Genomic DNA, 20,764 nt, shown 5'->3' with positions numbered 1-20,764 from the left:
TGTGCTGGGGCATGTTCGAAGACTTGAAGTCGTCCCAGGGCAGGTCAGCTTGTGGGGGCCGGGTGCTCGGCTGGTTGAGTGACCGCGGTGAAGGCGGCGATGCCTTCGTGCCGACAGCGCGTTGAGCAAGCGTGACGTTCATGACATCTGGTCCGGTTTCGAACCGTTCCATCCCTCTAGTGATGGTATCGGTGCTGCTCCTCTTTGCGACCGCGGTCCCGGCTGCGGCTGACACCAGTGCTTGTACGCACCACTTCGCGGGGCCTCAGGTCTGTATCCGACTGGAGGGTCGCAATCATTTGAATTCCGTGACGGCGATCTGGATCAACCCTTCGCGGGGGACGAAGCACCGGCAGGTCAGAGTCTTCATGAATGGTCGGCGCTTCAGCACAGCGCAGGCACACCGGGTCGGAAGTACGCTCAGCCATAGGTGGGGCAGATTCGACACCGGTACCGATACCAAACTGTGCGTGAAATTCGTCGGAATCTCGCGGATGGCCTACGAGATGACGAGGTACATCGGGGATCGTGCGCAGCTCTGACGAAACTGACCGCGGCTGCGTCACCATGCGTCGCTCAGTACGGGTCACCGTCCGCGATCCGCTGCGACCGCGTCCGCATCACCGTGAGCGAGTCCGGATCCTCTGCGGGCCACTCCCTACGCCCCACAGCTCGCAGGTACGGAATGCCCTTCCTGATGTCGGTGACGATCGCTCGGCGGCCAGTGGCCTCCTCGACTTCATCGCCAACCTGCGGACGCTGACTCGAGCTAGTCATGGCCACCGCCGAAGATGCCGATGGTGAGCACAAGAGCAAGGGCGGCCAGGCACGTCAGGTAGGTGACGATGCGGCGCTGATGTGGAGTCACGGGGCCTTCCCCTCAGAATGGCGCTCAGGGTCGGTTGGTCGGACTCGTCGAACGTGGTGACCGTCCGGCCTCCGGCCGCGAAGATGCGCTGTTGGAGCAGCAGACGGTGCGTGGTGTCGGTTGCCAGCCTTTCCCTGGTGTGCACAAGGCACAGCGCTTCGAGATGGCCCGCCTCTGGCCGCATGGCGGTCAGCAGCGCTGCCAGCTGCGGGCGGTGCACGGCGAGTGCGTGCTCGCCGAGGTCGACCCAGCAGTCGGCAACAGCCCAGCCCATGCCCTCGGCGTAAAGGCGGCAGCCGTCCAACCGCATGTGGAGCTGTCGGCGGGAGCGGCTGGCGCAGCGGTCGTAGACGAAGGCCAGCGGAGGCATCGGGGTGGTCATCGTCGGCACTTCGCACTGTGCCGGGTCAGCACGTACTGACAATCCCGAGCGAGCTGGTGGACCTGGACGTGAGCGGAGAGTGTGCCCTGCCCGAGACCCTGCCTGGTCTGTCGTTCGATTCCGTCGAGCCGGGCCTTCAGCCGATGTGTGTCGATGCTGTTGGGCCATAGATGCCGGGCCGACTCACAGACCTCGGGTAGGAGGAGAGCGATGCGCCGACGCAATTCCTCTTCCAGTTTAGTCAGTGCGTCGTGCTCCGGCCGGCCGGAGCCGAGACACAGCGCGCGTCGGATCGTCGCGCTGATTGCTTCCACATCGACCGGCAGTGACTCGTGCCCAGACCTCGCTCCTACGAGGTACGAAATACGATGGGCCGCTTCCCCTCGTCGCCGTACTGCCCGACCTCGTACCCGTAGGAGGTGAATTAACTTGCGGGTTATGGGAATTGACATTGCAGGCCAGCGTGACAGGTGCGCGCATGTTGTTTTTCTGCAAGCCCTTGGACCCAGTCTTCCCTCTACCTACACAGGGCCGCAGCTCTGTCGCGCGAGGGCATGCACCCTGAAGTAGGCAAAGCCCTGCACGGGGCACTTGGACTTTGGGACCGCCGAACCGAGGGCGACGTTCTGGATTGGCACTCTGGTTTGGAGAGGATCAGCTGAAGTGAACTGAGGGTAAGGTTCGCTCTGGACAGGTTGTTCAAACCACCAGCATTGTGAATTCCATGAACGGCTGAGCGTCCTGCCTACCGCTGCCTGATGACAAGCGCTCATGCGGCTGATAGGAATGGGGAAAGCCCGCCTCATCGACGAATAGTGATAAGGCGGGCTGGGTCATGAGATGCGGTTAGCGCCACTCTACTTGCCTGGGTTGTCCCATGGAGGGTTCATCGGACGCCGGTACCAGTACCATGCGCGGTCAGCCATCGACACCTCCGCGGCCTTGGCCAGGTTTTCCCCGCAGTCGTCGTGAGTGAGTGCGCGGTACGTCTCGTCTACCTGCTGCACAGCTTCCCTGACGCGCTGCTGGTCGTCTGGAGGCAGTTGTGCGATCACATCGTCGATCTGGTCACGCAGTTCGAGATCTTCCACATACATCGAGGCTGGGTACCACGACGAGGGCGGCCAGTCTGTTGCCATACGGACTGTAAGCCGTTCCCAGTTGACCAGAGGGTAGAGGGTGTCCCGTTGCGAGTGACCCTTGGGAACGCAGGAATCGGTGAGTGGGGTGGGCAATTGCAGAGGCTTGATGATCTCTGGAATAAATCGCACTTCAGCATCGGGGAATTCCGGGATGAAGATCTCGGAGACCGCAACTGTCCAGCGTGGAGGATCGTCTTCCGATTCGGTGGTGTTGATGTAAGGCACGTGACCGTCAGCTGTGGCGGCACGGTCGACCCACGAAATGTCCGGGTAGTCGGAGGAGAAGACGACGACGACTCCGAGCGTACGCGCTACAGTTAGCGCGAGCACCTCCTCCGAGAGCTGCGGCGTGTCGTCAGCAGTCGTAATGGACAGCGACCAACGGAGATCTCCACTGAGCGGCGCGTACTCGCAAGTGACGGCAGCATCCCAGTTCCGCGAGTCAAAATCCGATTGGTCGCAGACATCGACCTCATCAACGGTGAGGCTGAAGAGCGAAGCGAGAACCGGAGCGATTCGATCAGGGATTCTGTCACCGGTTGTCAGCAGGGTGCACATCACGAGTTGTACGTCCTCCACAGTTCGATCGCCTTCTGGACGGCACCGGGTTCCTGTTGGAACTGTTTCGCGTTGGCGAAGAACTTCTCACACTGGCTCAGGTCGCCATTGGCGCGCATTACAGCCCCCAGGGCGCCGTATTCGGCGCGGGTTAGCGTGACAAGACCCGGTCCCGACTTCGGGAAGACGGTACCACTCGGCTCGATCGTGTAGGAACGGCCGTTGATCTCATACACCTGGGCTTCCTGATTCCATCTCGCTTTACCGGCCGCAATATCTGCTATCTCTTGCTTGATTGCCTCATTGTGTCCTGGAAGAACAACAGTGTTGGGTTCCTTCGCAGGTCCGCGCTTGACGCCACTCCAGAAGTGCCGAGGGTGAGGCGCCCTCAGGGTCTTCCCTCGGGCAGCTCCTGTGACGTTCTCCGCGGCTTCCCAGGAAGATCGACCTCCCGAACCAGCCGATTTCCCAGCCCCTGCGGCCCCTTCAGCGTTGCGCATCAAGGGTCGACCAGCCGGACCGATCGGCCCTCCGCCGGCCATCGCGAAGCGCGAGCCCCCCAGGTTGGGCATCGATATCTCGAAGTTGTGCAGCGGATTCTTGAGGTTGCCCAAACCGTCCAGGTTCATCTTGCCGAAGGCGTTCTTGAAGCCACCGGCGTCGCCTACGGCTTTTGCCGCGCGGCCCGCGCCGCCCAGGGCGCCACCCAGCAGGATCCCGCTGGTTCCGGCGTCTTTGATCTCGGCAAGGTTGATGCCGTGTTGTTCGCCGAGGAGGTTGCGGCCGCCCTGGGCGACCACGACGTCCACGGTGATGGCTTCGATCCCGCCGATGGCGGCGGTGGCCAGGACGGTGCCGGCGATCTCGGCGACGGTGGCAGAGACAGCGATGCCCGCCGTGCTTGCCGCTGCGACGATCGCTTCGGTGGCGCCGACCGCTGCGACCTCACTGATGCCGCCGGTGAAGAGGGCCAGGGCTGTGCCGGCGACGAGGACCGCGCCGGCGATCTCCAGTTCGTGTTCGATCTTCTTCTTCGCGTCGGCTATCTGGTCCGCGAACTTGTCCAGCGCCTTGGCCATGTCCTCCGCGGCGGAGGCGACGTCGTCCAGGTAGCCCTTGCCGCCGCCGTGGTACTTGCGCCAGAAATTCTCGAAGGCGTCGATCGACTGGCCCTTGTTGTTGTCGATAACGTCCTGTGCGGACTTATGTGCCGCGGAGGTGATGTCCTTGACGTCGTCGGCAAAGGTTCGCCAAGCCCGTGCGGCTTCCCGGAGTTCGTCCTCGTCACCCTCCGGCCACCACATGCCAGTGAGGTCCTGGACTATCTCCTTGGCCTTGTCTGCGGCACTCAATGTGCACCGCCCCCAGCGGACTTGAGGCCCGAGGCGCTGGAGTGATCCGCGTCCTCGTGGTTATCAGCCATGTCCTTCATGGACTTGTGGATACTTTCCAGGCCCTTCACCAGTGCCTGGGCGGCACGTTCGATTTGGGCGCGATGCGGACTGTAGACACCCTCGAACTTCTTACCCTGCTCGTCGTTCCCCCATGGCTCACCGAGCCCATCGAGTGAGTGCTTCAGCTTCCCTGCCGCTTTCGCCAAGGCGGCAGACTCCCTGTGGAATTTTGGTGCTTCATTCTTCAATTGGTCTGTGTCGACATCGAAGCCAGAATCGGCCATCGTTCCCCCCGGAGCGACTGTGTCCAGATGCACTACGGGCTTACCCTGTGCCACTGACAGTGCACCCGGCTGGCTTCGTCCGCCAAGCCCCTTGTCGATTTCGTCATGATTACGCGCGTTATGGGTGAGGTTGATGTGGCCAGTCGTGGCTCAAATCAGCCCACATTGTGGGTAGTTCAATCACCCAGAATCGGCGGAAGTCGCGACCGAGTGGTCGTTGCAACACCCAGCTCGGGGAGTGCGATCCTTACGCGGCCCACCCTGCCCAGCCACCTGATGCGTTCTCGGTATGGTCGGCGCAGCTCGTGGCGTTGTCCGACCCGCCGGTGTTCGGAGTGTGGGGGCGCTCGCACCGCCGCCGGGGATCCGGCTGTTGGTCGGCATGTGGTTGCCCTTCGTTGCCGCCTGGAGCGCTGTGGTCGTCGGCCCGTCCCGTGGGGGTGTTGCTGGGCGGGCCGGCGCCGTGGCCTGCGTTGCCGCCGACCTGCGTCACCTCCGAAGACCCCAAAGCGATCCGTGACCGCCTGCCGACCGAGCAGAATCAACTGCCGGTGTCGCTGTGTGGGGAGAGGCGGGGGAGCTTGCCCCGTTCGCGTATGTGGTGGGAGTGGAGGAGATATCCGAGGTGCAGCCGGTTTTTTGCTCCCAGCCTTCGCATGAGGTCCGAGACATGACGCTGGCAGGTCCGTAAGGACATGCCCAGCCGGCGGGCGATGACCTTGTCCTCAAGGCCCTCTGTCAGCAGGTGGGCAATCGTGGTCTTGATGTCGTCCAGGACCTGGTCGGCGGTCACCGGGTCATACCGGCAGGGGAAGGGAATGGCCGTGCTCCAGGCCGGTTCGAACGCAGTCCGCATGAAATCGACCACGTGCGGGTCCCGGACGATCAATGCGCCGTACCGGTCGTCGCGCAAAGGGGTCACCGCCACCTTGCCGTCGAAGAGGAGCAGCTTTATGAATTCGTCGCTCCGGGTGCGGACTTCGGCTCCCCGCCCTGTGACGTGATGGACGAACTCGGCGGTCGCGGGGCTGAATCGTGCGGTGTGCTGGTAGAGGGTCCGCAGCCGGACGCCTCGGTCCAGTAACTCGTCGGTGCGCTCCCGTGATTCCTTCAGAGCTTCGGCGGGCCGCGCTCCGCCCGGCTGCGCGGTGATCACTTCCTCGGTGGCCTCGGCAGCGAGCTGGGTGAGGGCCCGGCGGACCGAGGCCAGATCCGGAATGACCTCCAACGGGCTCGACGCGGCCTCGTGCAGCGAGGCGTTCTCGTAGACCTGCGCGAGTTCGGAGTACACCTCACGGATGGCGTCCACCTCACACCGACGGCGGTTGAGTTCCCTGACGATCGGCCAGACGAGCTGCACCCTGGCGCTTTCGGGCGAGAGGGCCCGCAGGGTGCCCTTCTCCCACGAGGATCTGCACAGCAGCCTGAGCGTCATCAGCTTGTCGATCGCCTGGTCCAGGGACTCGTCGGACATCCGCGTCCGCGCACGCGCCTCGTGGGTCGGGATGCCTTCGGGGACCTCGGCCAGGAACCGGTACACAGCCCGGACTTCCTCACTCAGAACAGGCCATTCCCCTGTGGCATGAAGGCCGGATACCTCCACGTTGCACACCCCCGGTGTGTCTGAGTCGCGCGTCCCGTCGATACCTGGCACGCCGGAGGCCGACTCCGGAGGCGGAGTACACGGAGCGGCCTCGATTACCCCATCACTCATACTTTATGCCGAGTTAAGGAATTCTCGGTGGTGGCTTCGATGTTCGCCACAATTGGCTGGTTTTCGGTTGAGCCCGCAGGGGGCAGGGCGGGCCGGTGCGCGGACCGGATCGCTCCGTTCCGTGAGCCTTGACGTATCTGCGCCAGACGCAGACACGACACCCCGTGCGTGTGTACGCACAGCCCGTTGTCACGCAGGCTCGTCATGGTGCCGGTTCCCTGAAGACACGGAGTTGCCATGACACTCACCGCACGATGTCCGGCTGTACCCGTACATGACGCCCTGACCAGCGGCCCGTCGGCTCTCGGCCTTGGCATGACCGCCGACCTCGGCCGGGGAGACTGAGCGTTCCTCCTCCCCGGCAACCGTCCGCTGACAGGAGTTCCGTCCGTGAACGCAAGGCGCTATTCGCTGACCCCGCAGATGGCCCAGTACGACGACTTCGTCGATCGCGGGGAGACCCGCTGGGTGCCCTACCTGATGTACTTCCACCGGGCGGACTACCGCTCCGGCGTGGTGAACACCGACCGTCTCGGATTCCGCGTCTCCCATGGCGCGACCGGCACCGCCTCCGTCGCCGACGCACCCGCCGAGGGCACGGTCAACGTACTGGCAGGCAGCTCCACCGCCTTCGGCGTGGGCACCACCAGCGACGCCGCCTCGATTCCGTCGCGTCTGTGGTCCCGGCACGCGCCCTCCGCTCCCTGGCTGAACCTCGGTGCCCGCGGATACTGCTCCACCCAGGAGATGATGCTCTACCTGCTGCACCGCGAGATGCTGCCGCCGGTCGACCGGATCGTCATCCTCTCCGGGCTGAACAACCTTGCGCTGGCCGGCCTCCCGCGGGCCCTGCAGGGCGATTACGGGGCCTTCTTCTTCTCCGGTGAGTACTACCAGCAGATGGAGGAGCTGCGCTCGCGCCACCGCAAGGCCAAGCGCACCGGCCGGTTCGGGCGCGGCGAACGCCGGTCCGCCGAGCCGCCTCCGCCGGCACCTGCCGACGAAGCGCCGTTGACGCTCGACGAACGGCTGACGACCGCCGTCGAGCGCACGGCGCTCGACCTGGAGCGCTTCAAGCTGCTGGCCGGCACCTCCGGCACCCGGATCTCGTTCGCTCTTCAGCCGCTTGCCACCTGGGTGCGGGAGACCCCGTCGCCCGAGGAGGCCGAGCTCTTCCACGAACTGGACCGCAAGCAGTCGACGTTCTGGCAGCTCTTCGGTGAGATCGCCCCCGCCGAGGTCGGCCGCCGTTACGCCGAGGGCATCGCGCAGGCGTGCGCGAAACACGATGTGGCGTTCCTGGATCTCAACCCGCTCGTGGCGGATGCTGCAGATCCCGGGCAGTGGCTGTTCGTGGACCGCGCGCACTTCACCGACGAGGGCTACGACCTGGTCTCCGGTCTGCTGGCCGCGGGCCTGGGGCTGTCCTGACCACGGGTTCGGCCCTCCCGACGACGGGCCCGGTCCTGTGCTGACCGCGCCGACGAGCCCCGCACCGCACCCGCCACTCCTGAAGGGAACCTCCCATGGCACTGCTGCGTAAAGTGCTCGGATTCTTCCAGCGCAAGCGCAAGACCAAGTCCAAGGACGACGCCTCCATCTACCCGATGTTCTGACACCCCGGAACCGGAACCGGAACCACAGGAGGAGCGTCGATGCAACGCCAGCAGTCGGCGGCCGGCACAGCCGGCCTCCGGCCCCGGGCCGTCGCGGAGGAGTGCCGCACGCTGTACGTACAGGCAGCGGACCCGGAGGGGTTCCCCCCGAGGGTGGCGATTCCCGACGAGTACTCCCGTGCGCTGACGGCATCCGCACAGACGCTGGAGGACTGGGAGCGCCGGGCCGGCGCATGGTCGGCCCGGGCCGGCGGCGGCTATCGGGCTCTCGCGGCCCGGGCCGCCGACCAGGAGGCGAGGGATGCCCTGGTCCGCCGGGCGGCCCTCGGCGCGGCTCCGCTCGCGCTGGTCTCGGGCGCCTGGCTGCAGTGGCTGAGCAGTCCCGGCAACGGCGACAGCGAGCTGACCATGCGCACGCTCGCGCTCTACGCCCAGGACCTGGGTGCCGGGCATCCCGGAGCCGACCGGGGCAGCGCGTACCGGGCCCTGCTGCACCACCTGCGGCTCGCCGAGCACGCGGCCCCCGTCACCCGGCTGACCCAGGACCCGCAGGTGTCCGACCTGGCCTTCGCCCTGCCCGGGCCGCTGCTGGCCATGAGCCGACGGCCCGACGAACATCGAGCGGAGCTGGTGGGCGCCGATCTGTGCCTGCGGGCGGTCGGGCTGCTCCCGCCCCTTGCCGTGGTGCGTGAACTGCTCCCGGCGGCGGCCGACTGGACCGCCCTGGACCCGGGGGCCGCCCGTCGGGAGGATACGCCGACGGGGCTCACGCTCGGCCGTGCCGCGGCCGCCGCGCTGGCGGCGGAGAGCCCGGACTCGCCGGGGCTGATCGCGGGGTTCCGCTGGGCCCTGGACCTGCTGCAGCGGTGGAATAACGGCCTGTACGAGGAGGTGTCGGCGGCCCTGGACCCGGCCCATGACATGGCGGAGCTGCTGAGACTCCGGGCCCGCGAAGCGGCTCTGTACCACCAGGAGTTCAAGGTCGAGGGCCGCACGCTCGGCGACTGGTTCACCGAGGCCCGTACCGCACCCCACGGACTGCTCCAGGCCCTCGCGGCCAGTCGCCTGGTCCGGCCGGGGAGCCCCGAGCGCAGCCCTTTGCTGCGCGGCCTGATCTCCGAGAACGGCCCGATGTTCCGGATCTTCTCACCTGCGGACGAGGCCGTGATCCGGCGCTGGATCCGCTCGCTGCCCGCGGCCGCGGCCGCGGCCGCGGACCACAACGGACAAGACCCTGCCCCGGGCACGGCCATGGACCCGGGCACGGCCGCGGACCACAACGGACAAGACCCGAACCCGGTCTGGGCCCCGGACCCGGCAACGGACCCGGCGCGGCCCCTCCCCGCCCAGATGGCGGCGGTACGCGGCCCGGCCGCGCGGCGCGACCGGACACCCGGCACCCTGCGCGAGGCGTACCACCTCCTGCTCAGCCGCGGCGACACACCCGCGCTGCGCCGGTACGCCACGGGGTACGTACACGGCTGGCTGGCGCGTTCCCGCGTCGGCTGGGACACGGCCGGGCATCTGCCTCCACCGCACTGGGACCCGCGGGGACTGCGCCCGTGGCTCCAGGAGCAGCACGACCGGCACGGCCGGGAATTCGAGCAGGGGGCGGACGCACCCCTGCCCACCAAGGAGGCACTGGTCGACGCCACCGTGCAGCTCGCGCCGCTGACCCTGATAGACGGCAGCTGGCTGCAGGGCTTCACGGACTACGGCCATGCCTCCTCGGACGTCGGCCATCTGCTGTTCTCCACCTACTGGGACGAACTCGGCAACGGAGACCTCGGCCTCAACCACCCCCTGATCTACCGCGAGGTCCTGCGGGAGATGGGGGTCGAACTGCCGCCCACCGCCTCCCGCGAGTTCGCGCAGTGGCCGGGGTTCAGCGAGGAGTCGTTCGAGCTGCCGGTGTACTGGCTGTGCATCGGCCGGCTGCCACGCACCTTCCTGCCGGAAGTGCTGGGGCTGAACGTCGCGATGGAGCTGTCCGGCGTCGGCGGCGGCTACCGGCGCGCCCGTATCGGCCTGGAGAAGTACGGGTTCAGCACCCGGTTCGTGGACATCCACAACACCATCGACAACGTCGCCACGGGCCACTCCGCCTGGGCCGCCGACGCGGTGGACGCCTATATGGCCACCGTGCCCTCCGTACTGGGCCCGGGCTGCGAACCGGGCGTCTGGGAGCGCGTCAGGACGGGCTACCGGTCGTTGAACCCACCGGGCGGACGGCGCGCCAGAAGGGCCGCCCGGCGTGCCACGCGCGCATACGAGACCAAGGGAGAGATTCATTGAGCCACGTCCTCGCCTTCATCGCCATCGCCCTGGTGGTGAATCTGACACCGGGGCCGGCGATGCTCCACTGCGTCGCGAGCGGCGTCAGCAGGGGGCCGCGGGCCGGTATCAGGGCAGCTCTGGGCGTGGAACTCGGGGTCTTCGTCTACGTCGTGGCGACCGTGACCGGACTCGCCGCGCTCCTGGTCTCGGCCCCGACCGCCTACACCACGGTGCAGCTCATCGGTATCTGCTTCCTGGCCTACATGGCCTGGACGAGCATCCCGCGCGGCAAGCAGGGCGAAGGGGAGGACGGCGTCACCCAGCGGGGTTCCGGTGCCCGCCCGTTCGTCAAGGGCTTCCTGCTCAATGTGTCCAACCCGAAGATCGCCCTGTTCTTCCTGACCATCCTGCCCCAACTGGTGCCTTCCGGAGCAAGCTCCTGGCAGCTCCTCGCCTTCGGCCTGGGCTTCAACCTCTCAGGATTCACCGTCAACACCCTGGCGGGCCTGCTCGGCCACCAGCTCGCCCCCGCCACCGACCGGCTCGGCCCCGTCCGCAACGTCCTGCCCTGGATTCCTCCCGCGGTGTTCCTCGCCCTCACCGCGGCCGCGCTGTGGAGTGTGATCACGTGATGCGAGAACGGCTGGACGCCCTGCGGGCACGAATAGACGCCGCGGCCACGGCAGCGGGCCGGCGCCCCGAGGCGGTGGAACTGCTCGCCGTGTCCAAGGGACACCCGGCCTCCGCGATCCGCGAGGCCCTTGCGCTCGGCCTGGAGCGCTTCGGCGAGAGCTACGCCGGCGAGGCACTGCCGAAGACGGCCGAACTCCGTGGCTCGGGTGCCCAATGGGTGTACCTGGGGCCGATTCAGAGCAACAAGACCAGACTCCTGGCGGAGAATTTCTCCTGGGTGCTGGGGCTCTGCTCGCAGAAGGCGGCCCGGCGCCTCGACGCGCAGCGCCCCGGCGATCTGCCGCCGCTCCAGGTGTGCGTCCAGGTCAACGCCGACGGCGATCCCGCCAAGGCGGGCCTCGCCCCGGATCAGCTCGACCCGTTCCTGGAGTCGGTCCAGGACCTCAAGCGCCTGACCGTCCGCGGCCTGATGACCATTCCGCGCAAGGCGGTGCCCGCCACCCCCGTGACCGGCCCGCCCGCCTTCGAGGTACTGGCCGAACTGTTCGCCAAGCAGGTCGCGGCAGGGCACCGGTGGGACACCCTCTCCATGGGGATGAGCGGCGACTTCGAGGCGGCGATCGCTGCCGGATCGACCCAAGTGAGGCTCGGGACGGCACTGTTCGGCCCGCGGCCCGCCAAGCCCGGCACCCGCACCCCAGGAGTGGACGCTCACCATGACTGACCTCGTTCTGGGTATCTCCGCCTACTACCACGACAGCGCGGCAGCCCTCGTGGACGGCACGACGATCGTCGCCGCCGCGCAGGAGGAGCGCTTCACCCGGCGGCGCCACGATCCGTCCTTCCCGGCCCAGGCGGTGTCGTACTGCCTGGCCGAGGCGGGCGCGACACTGCGGGACGTCGGCGCAGTGGCCTATTACGAGGATCCGGCGCTCAAGTTCCGCCGTGTGATGGCCTCGTACGCCGGCGCCGCGCCGTTCGGCTTCCGCTCGTTCCGGGACACCCTGCCGGAGTGGCTGCGCTGGAAGCGGCGGGCCGAACGGACCGTCCGGCGGGAGCTGGCGGCACTGGGGGCGGGAGCGGTGCCGGACATCATCTGCCGCCGCCACCACGAGTCGCACGCGGCCTCCGCGTTCTTCCCCAGCCCCTACGAGTCCGCGGCCGTGCTCTGCATCGACGGGGTGGGGGAGTGGGCGACCACCTCGCTCTGGCACGGACGCGCGGACCGGCTCGCACCGCTGGCCGAGCTGCGCTTCCCCCACTCACTCGGCATGCTCTACTCCGCGTTCACCTACTTCTGCGGGTTCAAGGTGGACTCCGGCGAGTACAAGCTCATGGGTCTGGCGCCCTACGGCACGCCTCGTTACGCGGACCTGATCCGCGAACGGCTGATCGACCTCAAACCCGACGGCTCCTTCCACCTGGACATGCGCTACTTCGCGTACCTGCGTGGTCAGGTGATGACCGGCCGCCGCTTCGAGGAGCTTTTCGACGGGCCGCGCCGCCGTCCCGAAAGTCCCCTGACGGAGCGCGAATTCGACCTGGCCGCCTCCGTGCAGCAGGTGACCGAGGAAGCGGTCCTGCGGCTGGCCAGGACCGCGCAGCAGCGGACCGGGGAGACCCGGCTGTGCCTGGCGGGCGGCGTGGCGCTCAACTGCGTCGCCAACGGCCGGGTGATCCGCGAGGAGATCTTCGACGGGGTGTGGGTGCAGCCGGCGGCCGGTGACGCGGGCGGTGCCCTGGGCGCGGCGCTCGCCGTCGCGATGGAGGGCGGCGCCGAGCGCACCCACCTCGCCGGCGGCGGGGACGCCATGTCCGGAGCCCTGTTGGGTCCCGCCTACCGGGACGAGGAGATCCAGGCGTACCTGGACGGCGCCGGCGTGCCGTACACCCGGTTCGAGACGGACGCCCTCGCGGCCAGGACGGCTGCGGAGCTGGCGCGGGGCAAGGTGGTCGGCTGGTTCCAGGACAGGATGGAGTTCGGGCCGCGCGCCCTGGGCGCCCGGTCGATCCTGGGCGACCCCCGCGACACCGAGATGCAGTCCGCGATGAACCAGAAGATCAAATTCCGGGAGTCCTTCCGTCCCTTCGCGCCGGCCGTCCTCGACACCGACGCCGAGGACTACTTCGAACTCAAGCAGGAGAGCCCCTACATGCTGGTGGTCGCGGACGTGGCCGCCGCCCAGCGGCTGCCCGCCCCCGAGGACACCGGCGCCCGCGGACTGGAACGGCTGAAGGTCCACCGCTCGACCATCCCGGCCGTCACCCACGTGGACATGTCGGCCCGCGTGCAGACCGTGAGCCAGGAGGCCAACCCGGCCTTCCACCGCCTGCTGACCGCCTTCAAGGCCGAAACCGGCTGCCCGGTCCTGGTGAACACCTCCTTCAACGTGCGGGGAGAACCCATCGTCCGCTCGCCCGAAGAGGCCTACCGGTGCTTCATGCGCACCCGGATCGACGTCCTCGTGCTCGGCAGCTTCCTGCTGCTCAAAGAGGCCCAGCCGGCCTGGAGCGAGGACGGCGACTGGCGCGACGAGATCCCCCTCGACTGACCCTCTGCCGGACCAAGGAGACTTCCCATGACCATGCGGAACCTCGCACTCCTCCTGCTCTACTGTCTGGTCGTCGTCCCGGCGGGGATCGTGGCGAGCCTGGGCCGCGACCCCCTGCGCCGCGCCGTCGACCGCGCCGCCCGGACCTACTGGATCGCCGCCGGGGGAGGCCGCAACAGCACAAGGGCCTGAGCGCGGGGCCCGTACGGCACGGCCCGACGACATTGCCCTCGTTCTTGCCCTTGACCGTGTCTTGGGGCGGTGCCGACCGGTCAGCTGTTGTGTCCGGGCCCGATGCCCTTCCCCGGCAGCGCGAGGCCGGTGCAGCCGGGGCGCTTTGCCTGGTCGCGCGCGAAGGCGAGGAGCAGGCTGCGCATTTCCCCGCGTGCCATCGGAGTACGGCCAGGGGACGGGGCGCTTCTGATCTGGAAACTGACGGCTTCGCCGTCGCAGCGGGCGGTGGCACGGCCGAATCCTTCGCTCATCACAGGACCCCTCCCGAAGGGGGTCTGGCTCTGGCTCCAGGTTCCGTACCGGGTAAGAGCCTGCGCCAGCTGCCCGCTGTTCCCGCTGTTTCCGCTGGCCTCACTGTTCCCGCTGTTCCCGCTGTCATCGCTCCCCCTCGGATCGACGGCGGGGGACCGTATGCCCCGACGCCCCGATGCCCCGATGTCCGGACGCCTCGATGTCCCGACGGGCGGACGGCCTGATGCTTTGATGCCTGCGGAGAGCCCGCAGAGGACGTCTCTCGTCGGCGCCGGCAGGTGCGCGGTCCGGTCCGGTCCGGCGTGGCACGGCATCACGGGCCGCGGCCTCGGATGGCGGTTGTGGCGCCGGGCTCTCCCCTGTGGAGCCCGGCACCACCGCTCGGAAGGCGGTAGTTGCGAGGCACGGAAACCGTGCGATCGGTCCCCACGTGCAAGGTGAACCCCGGTCGCACAGTGGCACCGCCCTGGCGAGGATCCTTCAACAACACCGCGTTGTCAACAATCGTTAAATCCGAGAGCGTTGGCGACTGTCTTCCGGGCCGTCCAGCGGTCGTACCCGACACAATTGTGGTGACATTTATGGCGTACGGTGCTGGCGACCGTTAATCTCGGAGTGGCTGCGAGTGCGCCGCCGCCCCCGCCTGTCTACCGACCAGGAGACCGCCCATCGCCATGGATGCCTCCCACGCGCACCCGGCGGATGGTCTCCCCGCCGTCGTCGCAGCGATTGACGAACTCCTCCGGGACCTGGGCCTCGGACGCGACGTCATCGACATCGACCACCTCTCGCACCGGACGGGCATCACGGTCCCTCGCGTCCAGGCGCTGCTCGATCACACCGGCCAGGAATCCGAGAACGTGCAGGAATCCTTCCAGGACCGCCTCGTCTTCCTGCGGGACACCCGTCGCAAGCCGGACGGGAAGAGGTACACCCTCGATGAGATCGGTGCGGGGGCCGGTATCTCCCACGGCCAGGTCGGCTACCTCCTGAACGGAAAGCGGAAGAGCCCCGGGCTGGACGTCACCCGGAAGCTGGAGAAGTTCTTCGATGTCGAGCCCGGCTTCTTCACCGCCACCGAATGTCAGGCGCTGTACCGGGCCCTGCAGTCGACGCACGAGCAGCTGACCCATCTCGCGCTGCTCCGGGGCAAGGGCATCGACCGGCTGGCGATGCGCAGCGGCACCAGGGGCGACAGCAAAATCGACCAGGAGCTCCGGGAGGCGCTTTCCGAGGTCCTGAGCCGGCCGGAGCGCGAGGATCCCGAAGTACGGGAGCTGACGGATCGTATGTGCTCCCTGCCCACCAGGAGCAGAAGGCGGGTCTTTCCGCTGATCCAGGGCCTGTTGGGGCTGGCGCGGCCCGAGAGCGACGACGGCCCGCCACCCGGCCGGCGCGACAGCTGAACGGCAACGCGAAGTCCGCGGCCTGCGCGGGCAGTGGCAGTTGAACGGCACGCGAAGTCCGCGGCCGGCGCGGCCGTGGCAACTGACCGGCAAGGGAAGTCCGCAGTCTGCTTGGTCTTCGATGCGGTGGGGATCAGCTCCTGCCGACCGCTCCCGGTGAGGTGCTGCCGGCTGCCGGGTCCGTGTCACGACGGCGACGCGCTGCCACGTATTCGCGGCCGAGAAGCCGGAGCGCCGCGGCCACGTCCGGACGGGCGGACCCGTCGAGCAGCGCGCTTCCCTTCCTTGCCACCGCTCGCAGGGTCAGGCCCTGGATGCTGATCAGGGCGCGGACGAACGGCCGGCTCCGGGCGTGCACCAGGTCCACGAGTCCGTAGGACGCGGTCAGTCCGGTACGGATCTGCCGGGCCTGGTCACCGACCAGCCCCCGGAAGCCCTCGGGGGCACCGTCCTTGCGGGGCAGGCCGGTGCGGGTCAGGTCGGTGCGGGTCAGGCCGTGGCGGGCGAGGAGTTCTTCCGGGATTCCCAGGCGTCCGTTGCCCAGGTCCTCGGCGAGGTCGTTCAGGAAATCGAGACGCTGACTCGCCTCGATGAAGCTCCGGCAGCCGGCCAGGTACGCGTCCGCGGGCGCCCCCGCGTCGAGCAGGCACGCGATGAGCATGAAGGCGGGCAGCGAATAGCCGTCGATGTAGTGCTGGAAGTCGCTCTCCGCGGCAAAACCCTGCGTCTGCACCTCCAGGGGCGCGCCGGCGAGGAAGTCTTCGGCGTACTGCCGGAGGCGGGGATGCCTGGCGATGGTGTCCAGGAGCGTCCGCAGCACGGGCTCGTCGGCTTCGCCGCTCTTGAGGGCGGTGTGCACCCTGCGCTCCCAGTCGGTGAGCGCGGCGATCCGCTCGCCGACCGGTCCTTGGTCGATGAGGTTGTCGCTGTGGTGCATGAACGCGGTCGCGGCGATGACGTCGGGCACGAGCTCGGCGGGAAGCAGCAGGCGCACGGCGGTGTACTCGGCGCGGGCGTACCGGGCCACCAGCCGGCGCTGCTCGCTGTAGTCGCGGCGCAGCGAGGGGTCCGTGATCCCTGCCCGGTCGAGCGTCTTCGGCCACGTGGCCATCGTCGGCTCTCCTCCTTGTTGGCGGTGCACTTCACCTTAGGTGATGGCGGCCCAGGGGCCTGACCTGATCCGTCCCGGTACCGACGGCCCGCACCGCGTGGTGCGCCGGCTTCCTGGGCGAGGGCGTGCGCGGTGGCAAGGCGACCCGGCCTGAGGGGGTGACGCCTTCGGCCGGGACGCCCTGCGGCGGAGAAGGGCAATGTGAGGGGCTTCAGCGGGTAGTGGCCAGGACCCGTGCCGCTCGGGCCAGTACCCGGGGGCGGGTCAGCGATTTCGGATGCCGGCGCATGTGTACGACGTCCATGAACGCCTGGTTGACGCCGGAGTCGATGACGGACGCTTCCGTGATCTTGTCGCCGGCCCAGCGGACGAGCCGGTAGCCACGGGGGCGCGGGCCCCGCACATGAGGCTGGGCGAGGTCCGCGGTCGCCGACACCTGCCAGGCCGCATCGACCACCACGGCGGCCCGCCGGAAGTACTCCCAGGCCGGATCGTGCGGAGAGGACCCGGCGCGCAGATACGTGGACAGACATGAGGCCTGCAGCGCGGCAAGCGTCAGGCCCTGTCCGTAGACCGGGTTGACCGAGGCGGCGGAGTCTCCCACCGCCACCAGCCCGCCGGGGAACCGCCTCAGCCGGGTGAAGTCGCGCCGCCGGCTCTCCGGGAAGGGGAAGGTCCGGACGTCGCCGAGCAGGGTGCACCGGTCCGCCACCTCGTGCAGCGGAGCGACGCAGCGCCGCATCCGGGCCAGGAAGCCGGCCGGATCTCGCCCCGGGCGGTGATCGGTGTATCCGGCCAGTACCACCATCCAGCGGTGGTCCTCCACCGCCACCATCGCCCCCGGTTCGCTGAGCGTGGGCTGGTACCCACTGGCAGGGCCCGGCGACGCGTGCGCGACGACCGTGGAGGGGAGTTCGTCCCCGCGCCGGAATTCGGCCGTGGCGTAGCCGAGGTCGATCCTCATCCGGTGCAGCGGGGCCTGGTCCCACCCGCCGCGCAGCAGCCAGGTGCCGAGGCGGCTGGACCGCCCCATGGCGTCGACCACCAGATCGGCGTCCAGTTCGTCCTGCTGACCGGCATGAGGTGACGTTTCCTCAGCGGACGAGTAGCGCACGCCGCAGACCCGGCCGGCGCTGAAGCGCAGGTCATCGGCGCGCCCCTGCAGGACGCGGACATTCGGCAGGGCCGTGACCCGCCGGCGGACCCGGCCTTCGATGAACGGGCGGGTGGCGCCCAGCATCCGGAGGCCGGGAACCGGAGCCTTGAGTGTTCCGTCGACGTAGAACTGCACCTCGGAGCCGGTCCCCAAGCACGCCCCGCCCGCGACGAGTTCGCCGGTGATGCCCGGGAACCAGCGTTCGAGGTGGGTGTGCCCCATGGACAGCAGCGCATGCAGTTGCCGTCGATGCGGAGCGCCGCGCCCGGTGCCGTCTTCCCCCAGGTCATCCGCTTCGAGGATGACGACGTCGTCGGCATGGTCGCTCAGCACGCGAGCGGCGTACAGGCCGGCGATGCTTCCGCCCAGAACCACAGCTCGTCTCATCAGAGTCCCCCTTTGATTCGATGGTGCCCGCGCCTCGGGGCGCCGGGCATGGTCGGGTGCCCGGGGCCGGCACGGGAGCGGCCAATTCTGCCGCAGCGGGCCGGCGGGACGGGTGGCCGTGGCCGCGGGGCTCCCCCACCCCGCACCCGCAGGCCGAGGTCACGTCGGCCAGGGGGAGGCACCCCCTACGGCCGCTCGGGCACCTCGGTTGGCGCGGGTGCCTCGGTCGCCTCAAACACTTCGGGCACCTCGGTTGCCTCAGGCGTCTCGGTGGCCTTGCTCGTGGAACGCTGTACGCGCACCGCCCGCAGAGCCGTGGCGACCAGCGGGGCGTTGAGTGCCTGGGCGACGCGCAACAGTCGTTGGCGTTCGTCGGAGGCGGGGGTGTCCTCGCCGGGCAGCGCCACCTGCGGGCCCCCGGGAGCCTGGGGATGGCCGGAAAAGCCCCGCAGTGCCGCTTCGCGCCGAGCGGCTTGCAGGCGCTGGGCCGCGTCCCGCAGGGCAGCCGCCGTGGCGGCCGCCTCCAGGTCCCGCTCCGTCAGGCGGCGGGCGTCGGCCTTCCCCTGGGACGGCTCGTATGCGTACGCGGCGTATACGGCTGCCGCGGGCAGGGGCGACACCCAGGGACGCAGCGCGCGCATCCCGTCCAGGATCTCGATCACGCGGCGGTGCAGATTGAAGCCGACGTTCCATGCCAGGCGATGGCTGCGTGCGCTGTCCACGCTGAAGGCCAGATCCTCGTCGACCCCTTCGACGACGAGATCCCACAACGGCTGCAGGGCTTTGATGTCACGCCGTTCGCGCAGCCATGCGCCCACCGCGGCTCCCGAGAGGCCGTAGCTGGTGATCAGGGCGCCGATCGAGCCGAAGGTGGAGCCGAGCACCCCTACTGTGTCCAGGGTGTGGTTGCCCAGGGCGGCCAGCGTGACGGCGGGGGCGCAGCACACCACATAGCCGAAGACGAACAGCATGGCGATGCCGAAGGAGCGCAGCGCGCGCTGGAAGCGGGGGTCTTCGAGCTTCACCATGCGGCACTGCCGGTAGGTGCTCAGGGTTCCGCAGGCCAGCGTGGCAAGGAAGACCCCCAGGAACACCCGGATCAGCGGCTCGGTCGCGAAGTTGGTGTTGAACTTCAGGGGGTCCGCCGGGCCGGACAGGTCGGCGGAGCAGAACGCCAGCACCATGACGGCCGGCGCCGCGACGTACGCCGCGGACCACAGCGTGACCCTGCGGCGCAGCACCGCGGGACGCTGCCGCAACCGGGGATCCCACAGCATCGTGAGCAGATGGAGGAGGGAGAAGCAGGTCAGGATGCCGATGTAGACGGGGAGGGTGGCGAAGCTGGGGACGCCGGTGAGTTCGCCCAGCCTCCGGTACCCCACCGGAGCGGCCATCGTGAACACCAGGCCGGACGACACGAAGTTCACCGTGATCAAGGACAGCGTGGGGGTGGGATCGCGCAGCAACGCCAGGCACTTCCACCCGGCAATCACGAAGTCGAGGATCGCAATGGCCAGGTAGACGACGTTCGACGTGCTCTCAGACACCGGACCTCCGGTGGGAGAGCGCCGAGGAGAGGAACCCGTTGGTGCTCTGCTCGCGCCGCAGTTCGAGGTGGCGCTGCAGCATCACGGTGGCGAACGCCTCCGCCCGGCGTTCATGGGCGCTGTCGTAGTGCGACCGGTTCAGGACCTGCAGCACCGGGCCCGTCTTCAGCCCGGGAAGCAGCTGCCGCACGGCTTCCTCGGTCATGAGCTGGTCGGAGGAGCCGTCGTCGGCCGGATGCTCCTCCCACAGATGGAACAGCTCGTGAAGGCTGGCGTGGAGGCGGGTCAGTTCGTTCGCGGTGGAATCCACCACGATGAAGTCCCGGTCCTTGCCACGGGCGCAGAATCCGGACACTTGCTGAGGAAGCGGCACTTCAGTGATCGTGATCGGCTTGTTGCGCCGCACCGCCACCGCGTCGACGAGGCCCTGCATGTCCCGTACACCGGACAGCCGGAGATCGCGGTGGACGAGACGGGTGACGGACCAGGTGGCGAAGAAGACCGCCAACTGCTCTCGGAGCGAGGTCCACGGGGAGCTGGGAGGCCGGTGGTGAGGGGGCTGCGGCAGTGCTGCTCGCTGCGCTGGACCATGACGGCGGGGCCACCACATGAACGGATACTCCTACGGCTGTTGCTGCGCTCGGGGTGAAGAGGGGACGGTACGGGGGCAGGGCTGACGCCGGGCTCGGTGGGTGTCGGACGGCCGGGGCCGGTGGGTGCCGGACGGTCGGGCTCGGTGGGTGCCGGGCGGTCGTGGGGCCGGGGCGGGGCCGGTCTTCAGGGCCGCCGGTGCCGTCGGTGGGCTGCTTGTGCGGTGACGGTCGCGGTGACGGGCACCGAGCGCGTCACGGTCCCTCCTTCGCCGGGGCGTCGTGCGGGTGTGTGTTCCGGTCTCAGCCAGAGTGACTGTAGGGCTACCGAGGGATACCGCACGGCATGTTTCCGGCGGGACGAGACGGAGGAAGGCCTTCTCCGGCCAAAGACGGAGCCGGTCCGGACGCGGCCCGCCCTCCCGGCCGATGCTTCGAGGGCGCCCCTGCCTGCCGGAACGCCCGTATCGCCCCGCAATTCGCTGCATGTCCAACCCATTTCGACTGGCGAGAGTGTAGTGCAGGCCCCTGCCCTTGGTGAGGGACAAGTTACCCCGCGCTCCCGGGCGGCCCCGCGGGCGGGATGCCTGGGATACCTGCTGGTCAGAGAGGTGCGCGCCGGGAAGAGCCCGACGGGACCTGCCGGTCCGGCCGCAGGTCG

The 20,764-nt window shown here is 68.6% G+C and carries 17 protein-coding genes; 7 read left to right on the top strand and 10 right to left on the bottom strand.

The genetic code is table 11. The features are described from left to right. Positions 1 to 1,246: 1,246 nt before the first annotated feature. The 5 genes from ACGFR7_RS13440 to ACGFR7_RS13420 all read right to left on the bottom strand — a co-directional run bounded on the left by ACGFR7_RS13440 (position 1,247) and on the right by ACGFR7_RS13420 (position 6,168). Positions 1,247 to 1,702: a DUF6415 family natural product biosynthesis protein gene (locus ACGFR7_RS13440; protein ID WP_393317407.1), complete on the bottom strand. Its 456-nt coding sequence runs from the start codon at positions 1,700 to 1,702 to the stop codon at positions 1,247 to 1,249. 405 nt (positions 1,703 to 2,107) lie between these two features. Further along, positions 2,108 to 2,971: a hypothetical protein gene (locus tag ACGFR7_RS13435; RefSeq protein ID WP_393317404.1), complete on the bottom strand. Its 864-nt coding sequence runs from the start codon at positions 2,969 to 2,971 to the stop codon at positions 2,108 to 2,110. After that, positions 2,950 to 4,302 carry a WXG100 family type VII secretion target gene (locus tag ACGFR7_RS13430; protein ID WP_393317401.1) on the bottom strand — a complete coding sequence of 451 codons (1,353 nt, stop codon included), beginning with the start codon at positions 4,300 to 4,302 and terminating at the stop codon, positions 2,950 to 2,952. Before ACGFR7_RS13430 ends, ACGFR7_RS13435 begins: the two co-directional genes overlap by 22 nt. Then, on the bottom strand, positions 4,299 to 4,628 hold the full coding sequence (locus ACGFR7_RS13425; RefSeq protein ID WP_393317398.1) for a WXG100 family type VII secretion target: 330 nt from the start codon (positions 4,626 to 4,628) through the stop codon (positions 4,299 to 4,301). The genes ACGFR7_RS13430 and ACGFR7_RS13425 overlap by 4 nt, the downstream gene beginning before the upstream one ends. Positions 4,629 to 5,169: 541 nt before the next feature. Continuing rightward, entirely contained in the window at positions 5,170 to 6,168 is a 999-nt protein-coding gene (locus tag ACGFR7_RS13420) for a LuxR C-terminal-related transcriptional regulator (protein WP_393317396.1), read from the bottom strand. Between the two features lie 564 nt (positions 6,169 to 6,732). On the opposite strand from ACGFR7_RS13420, the gene ACGFR7_RS13415 reads away from it, so the two are divergent. The 6 genes from ACGFR7_RS13415 (at position 6,733) to ACGFR7_RS13390 (ending at position 13,612) form a co-directional block, all read left to right on the top strand. After that, positions 6,733 to 7,773 (top strand): SGNH/GDSL hydrolase family protein, encoded by a 1,041-nt coding sequence (locus tag ACGFR7_RS13415; RefSeq protein ID WP_393317393.1) that lies wholly within the window; start codon positions 6,733 to 6,735, stop codon positions 7,771 to 7,773. A 224-nt stretch (positions 7,774 to 7,997) separates the two neighbouring features. Further along, positions 7,998 to 10,253 carry an iron-containing redox enzyme family protein gene (locus tag ACGFR7_RS13410; RefSeq protein ID WP_393317390.1) on the top strand — a complete coding sequence of 752 codons (2,256 nt, stop codon included), beginning with the start codon at positions 7,998 to 8,000 and terminating at the stop codon, positions 10,251 to 10,253. Next, a complete protein-coding gene (locus ACGFR7_RS13405) occupies positions 10,250 to 10,867 on the top strand; it encodes a LysE family translocator (protein ID WP_393317387.1) in 618 nt (205 codons plus the stop codon). The genes ACGFR7_RS13410 and ACGFR7_RS13405 overlap by 4 nt, the downstream gene beginning before the upstream one ends. Next, complete coding sequence (locus ACGFR7_RS13400; RefSeq protein ID WP_393317384.1) at positions 10,867 to 11,592, top strand: YggS family pyridoxal phosphate-dependent enzyme; 726 nt, start codon at positions 10,867 to 10,869, stop codon at positions 11,590 to 11,592. The genes ACGFR7_RS13405 and ACGFR7_RS13400 overlap by 1 nt, the downstream gene beginning before the upstream one ends. After that, positions 11,585 to 13,420, top strand: a complete 1,836-nt coding sequence (locus ACGFR7_RS13395; protein ID WP_393317381.1) for a carbamoyltransferase — start codon at positions 11,585 to 11,587, stop codon at positions 13,418 to 13,420. The genes ACGFR7_RS13400 and ACGFR7_RS13395 overlap by 8 nt, the downstream gene beginning before the upstream one ends. 27 nt (positions 13,421 to 13,447) lie before the next feature. Continuing rightward, the gene (locus tag ACGFR7_RS13390; RefSeq protein WP_393317378.1) at positions 13,448 to 13,612 is read left to right on the top strand and encodes a hypothetical protein; all 165 of its coding nucleotides are present in this window, start codon (positions 13,448 to 13,450) and stop codon (positions 13,610 to 13,612) included. An 80-nt stretch (positions 13,613 to 13,692) separates the two neighbouring features. Here the strand turns inward: ACGFR7_RS13390 and ACGFR7_RS13385 are convergent, their stop codons facing one another. Next, on the bottom strand, positions 13,693 to 13,905 hold the full coding sequence (locus ACGFR7_RS13385) for a hypothetical protein (protein ID WP_393317375.1): 213 nt from the start codon (positions 13,903 to 13,905) through the stop codon (positions 13,693 to 13,695). A gap of 675 nt (positions 13,906 to 14,580) precedes the next feature. Here ACGFR7_RS13385 and ACGFR7_RS13380 point away from each other — a divergent pair. Continuing rightward, positions 14,581 to 15,312, top strand: coding sequence for a helix-turn-helix domain-containing protein (locus ACGFR7_RS13380; RefSeq protein ID WP_393317372.1), 732 nt, complete (start codon positions 14,581 to 14,583; stop codon positions 15,310 to 15,312). Positions 15,313 to 15,445: 133 nt separating this feature from the next. Here the strand turns inward: ACGFR7_RS13380 and ACGFR7_RS13375 are convergent, their stop codons facing one another. From ACGFR7_RS13375 to ACGFR7_RS13360, 4 genes are all read right to left on the bottom strand, one after another. Next, a complete protein-coding gene (locus ACGFR7_RS13375) occupies positions 15,446 to 16,423 on the bottom strand; it encodes a phytoene/squalene synthase family protein (protein ID WP_393317369.1) in 978 nt (325 codons plus the stop codon). Between the two features lie 211 nt (positions 16,424 to 16,634). After that, entirely contained in the window at positions 16,635 to 17,966 is a 1,332-nt protein-coding gene (locus ACGFR7_RS13370; RefSeq protein WP_393317367.1) for an FAD-dependent oxidoreductase, read from the bottom strand. A gap of 185 nt (positions 17,967 to 18,151) precedes the next feature. Continuing rightward, entirely contained in the window at positions 18,152 to 19,513 is a 1,362-nt protein-coding gene (locus ACGFR7_RS13365; protein ID WP_393317363.1) for an MAB_1171c family putative transporter, read from the bottom strand. Next, positions 19,506 to 20,021 (bottom strand): hypothetical protein, encoded by a 516-nt coding sequence (locus ACGFR7_RS13360; RefSeq protein ID WP_393317360.1) that lies wholly within the window; start codon positions 20,019 to 20,021, stop codon positions 19,506 to 19,508. Before ACGFR7_RS13360 ends, ACGFR7_RS13365 begins: the two co-directional genes overlap by 8 nt. Between the last annotated feature and the right edge of the window lie 743 nt (positions 20,022 to 20,764).

It is taken from the genome of Streptomyces sp. NPDC048516 (assembly GCF_043199875.1).
In the GTDB taxonomy this organism is placed as follows: domain Bacteria; phylum Actinomycetota; class Actinomycetes; order Streptomycetales; family Streptomycetaceae; genus Streptomyces.
The sequence above is the reverse complement of the archived record's forward strand: the minus strand, read 5'-3'. Positions and strand labels throughout refer to the sequence as shown.

What these genes read in the sequence shown, in the direction of transcription:
- ACGFR7_RS13440 (WP_393317407.1), bottom strand. Translation starts at nt 1,702, where the DNA reads ATGTCAATTCCCATAACCCGCAAGTTAATTCACCTCCTACGGGTACGA.
- ACGFR7_RS13425 (WP_393317398.1), bottom strand. Translation starts at nt 4,628, where the DNA reads ATGGCCGATTCTGGCTTCGATGTCGACACAGACCAATTGAAGAATGAA.
- ACGFR7_RS13410 (WP_393317390.1), top strand. Translation starts at nt 7,998, where the DNA reads ATGCAACGCCAGCAGTCGGCGGCCGGCACAGCCGGCCTCCGGCCCCGG.
- ACGFR7_RS13400 (WP_393317384.1), top strand. Translation starts at nt 10,867, where the DNA reads ATGCGAGAACGGCTGGACGCCCTGCGGGCACGAATAGACGCCGCGGCC.
- ACGFR7_RS13395 (WP_393317381.1), top strand. Translation starts at nt 11,585, where the DNA reads ATGACTGACCTCGTTCTGGGTATCTCCGCCTACTACCACGACAGCGCG.
- ACGFR7_RS13390 (WP_393317378.1), top strand. Translation starts at nt 13,448, where the DNA reads ATGACCATGCGGAACCTCGCACTCCTCCTGCTCTACTGTCTGGTCGTC.
- ACGFR7_RS13385 (WP_393317375.1), bottom strand. Translation starts at nt 13,905, where the DNA reads ATGAGCGAAGGATTCGGCCGTGCCACCGCCCGCTGCGACGGCGAAGCC.
- ACGFR7_RS13380 (WP_393317372.1), top strand. Translation starts at nt 14,581, where the DNA reads ATGGATGCCTCCCACGCGCACCCGGCGGATGGTCTCCCCGCCGTCGTC.
- ACGFR7_RS13375 (WP_393317369.1), bottom strand. Translation starts at nt 16,423, where the DNA reads ATGGCCACGTGGCCGAAGACGCTCGACCGGGCAGGGATCACGGACCCC.
- ACGFR7_RS13370 (WP_393317367.1), bottom strand. Translation starts at nt 17,966, where the DNA reads ATGAGACGAGCTGTGGTTCTGGGCGGAAGCATCGCCGGCCTGTACGCC.